General features: G+C 38.0%; 4 protein-coding genes. 3 read left to right on the top strand and 1 reads right to left on the bottom strand.

Features of this window, described 5'->3' with window-relative positions; all coding sequences use genetic code 11:
- From GWD08_RS08590 to GWD08_RS08580, 3 genes are all read left to right on the top strand, one after another.
- Positions 1-538, top strand: a 538-nt coding sequence (locus tag GWD08_RS08590) for a restriction endonuclease subunit S (RefSeq protein ID WP_208858415.1), incomplete at its 5' end; no start/stop codon positions are given.
- Between the two features lie 47 nt (positions 539-585).
- Positions 586-1,383: a tyrosine-type DNA invertase PsrA gene (gene psrA / locus GWD08_RS08585; protein WP_159565243.1), complete on the top strand. Its 798-nt coding sequence runs from the start codon at positions 586-588 to the stop codon at positions 1,381-1,383.
- 65 nt (positions 1,384-1,448) lie between these two features.
- Positions 1,449-1,967, top strand: a complete 519-nt coding sequence (locus GWD08_RS08580) for a restriction endonuclease subunit S (RefSeq protein WP_159550497.1) — start codon at positions 1,449-1,451, stop codon at positions 1,965-1,967.
- On the opposite strand, the gene GWD08_RS08575 is transcribed toward GWD08_RS08580, so the two are convergent.
- A partial coding sequence (locus tag GWD08_RS08575; protein ID WP_244295528.1) for a restriction endonuclease subunit S occupies positions 1,921-2,494 on the bottom strand: 574 nt, incomplete at its 5' end. The genes GWD08_RS08580 and GWD08_RS08575 overlap by 47 nt on opposite strands.

Below are 2,494 nucleotides of genomic sequence, written 5' to 3'. Positions count from 1 at the left end.
CTATCAGGATGTGCCCTATGAGATACCAGAAACTTGGGAGTGGGTGAGATTGGGTAATATTGGAAACTGGGGTTCAGGAGCGACACCCTCTAAATCTAATCTAAAATATTATGAACCTCAATCTATTCCTTGGTTATTGACAGGTGATTTGACCGACGGATATATAACCCATATCCCAAATAAAATTTCCGACTTAGCTCTTGAAAAAACATCAGTCAAACTCAACCCTGCAGGCTCTGTACTCATTGCAATGTATGGTGCCACGATTGGTAAATTAGGAATACTCACTTTTCCTGCTACAACCAATCAAGCTTGTTGTGCTTGCAATACCCTATTTCAAGTTGAGAAACTCTTTTTGTTCTACTTTTTGATGTCGGAAAGAAAGAATTTTACATCTCGTGCCGAGGGTGGTGCTCAGCCTAATATTTCTAAAGAAAAAATTATCAATACTCTATTCCCCCTCCCACCCCTTGCCGAGCAAAAGCGGATTGTTGCGAAAATTTCCCAGGTCTTTGCAGTTATCGAAACTTTAGTATAATAGTTTGGTGCGGTGGAATTTCTATCACAAACAGATAGGAGTTTTAGGTGAAAGACTTTGAATTATATTTGAAAAAAGCTGGTTTAGCTGAAAATACCGTACGATCTTACCTGTACGGTGTTCGCTTTTTCTTGGCCCATTATGAGCTGAGTATGGAGGATTTACTGGAGTATAAGAGTTATTTATTGGATAATTTCAAGCCCAAGACGGTCAACCTGCGACTTCAGGGCATTAACAAATACCTCATCTTTATTGGTCAAAAGGACTTGACCCTGAAATTTATCAAAATCCAGCAAAAGCCCTTTTTAGAGGATGTTATCAGCCATGCAGACTACCTCTTTCTGAAGCGGAGCTTGAAAAAGGACGACAATCTCAAATGGCATTTTGTGGTTTGGTTCTTAGGGGCGACTGGTGCCCGTGTTAGCGAGCTGATAAAGCTGAAAATAGAACATGTAGAGGTAGGATATTTTGACATTTACTCAAAAGGAGGGAAGATGCGAAGGCTGTATATCCCCAAAAGATTACGGAACAGTTGTCAAAAATGGCTTGAAGCTGAAAATCGTCGGAGCGGCTATCTTTTTCTAAACAAATTTGGTCAGCCCATTACGGCTAGGGGTATCGCCCAGCAGTTGAAAAACTACGCCGTCAAATATCAGCTCAATACAAAAGTGGTTTACCCTCATTCTTTCAGACATCTCTTTGCGAAAAACTTTCTCGCCAAGTACAACGACATCGCACTTTTAGCGGACTTGATGGGACACGAAAGCATTGAGACAACACGCATCTATCTCAGAAAAACAGCTACCGAACAACAAGCTATTATTGATAAAGTGGTAAATTGGTAGCAAAATAGCAGAAAGTCAAATGGACTTTCTGCTATTTTTGTACTAGAAGCTCTCCTTATGGGAAGATGACAACTTGGAGGGCCTCAACATTAGGTCAAGTCGCTAATCTTTACACTGGTAACAGTATCAATGCAAGTCAAAAGCAATTACACTTTTCAACGGGTATTGGGACGAACTATATTGCAACAAAAGATGTTGCGCTCGATGGCAGTATCAGCTACGATAATGGTATTAAAATCCCAGATGCTTATTTAGATGGCTTTAAGTTAAGCCAGCCTCATTCTATCTTACTTTGTTTAGAAGGTGGAAGTGCTGGGCGTAAAATTGGCTTATTAAACCAGATTGTCTGCTTTGGAAATAAACTCTGCAACCTGTCGTTTTATGCAGGAAACAACACCTTTTTATATTATTTCCTACAAAGCCCGCAATTCCAAAATGCTTTTCAAGACAATAAATCAGGCATTATAGGAGGAGTTAGCCTAAAAAATTTAGGAAATATTATAATCCCTCTCGTTCCCAAACAAGAACAAGAGCGTATTAGTGCAAAAGTTGAGCAACTTTTTCAAAAAGTAAATCAACTTTAGTGATAATATCTTTCATCTCTCTAAAATTTGAGACAGGTATCAATAACTCAGAAATACTGGTGCTATTTAACGTTTTTCCTTTAATGGCATCCTTTGAATTGCCTGCTGTAGAAATAAGTGGTAAAAATCGCATTAAATAATCTCTTATAATATTTTCCTCGTCGCAATATGGAAATATTGAGATAATTGCCTCATTATGACTAGCTGGTATATCTAGTATTGCAACTTTACCAATAGATAACTTAAAACTCATCAGCAAAGTGCCTGCTGGAGCTATCTTTATATTTTTATTTTTTATAGCAATATCTGATAAATATTCCTTTGTTTTTGCGACTAGACCACTGTTTGGCATATCTGAAATTGATACCCAAGAAATATCATTTCCCCAAAAAGTCGGTTCACTCCTTGGTGGTGTCTTTCCAATATTAAATAGAACTAAGCTACCAAATCTAACGTAACACCAAGTATTAGGAATATCTGGTATAGTCGAACTACTGAAAGTACTATTTTCTTCGTTCTTCCCATAA

Source organism: Streptococcus halichoeri (assembly GCF_009870755.1).
Classification (GTDB): Bacteria; Bacillota; Bacilli; order Lactobacillales; family Streptococcaceae; genus Streptococcus; species Streptococcus halichoeri.
Note: the sequence above shows the minus strand (reverse complement) of the source record. Positions and strands in the feature narration are given on the sequence as shown.

Bases quoted from the DNA above. Each gene is read 5' to 3' on its own strand.
- GWD08_RS08580 (WP_159550497.1), top strand. From the start codon at position 1,449: ATGACAACTTGGAGGGCCTCAACATTAGGTCAAGTCGCTAATCTTTAC.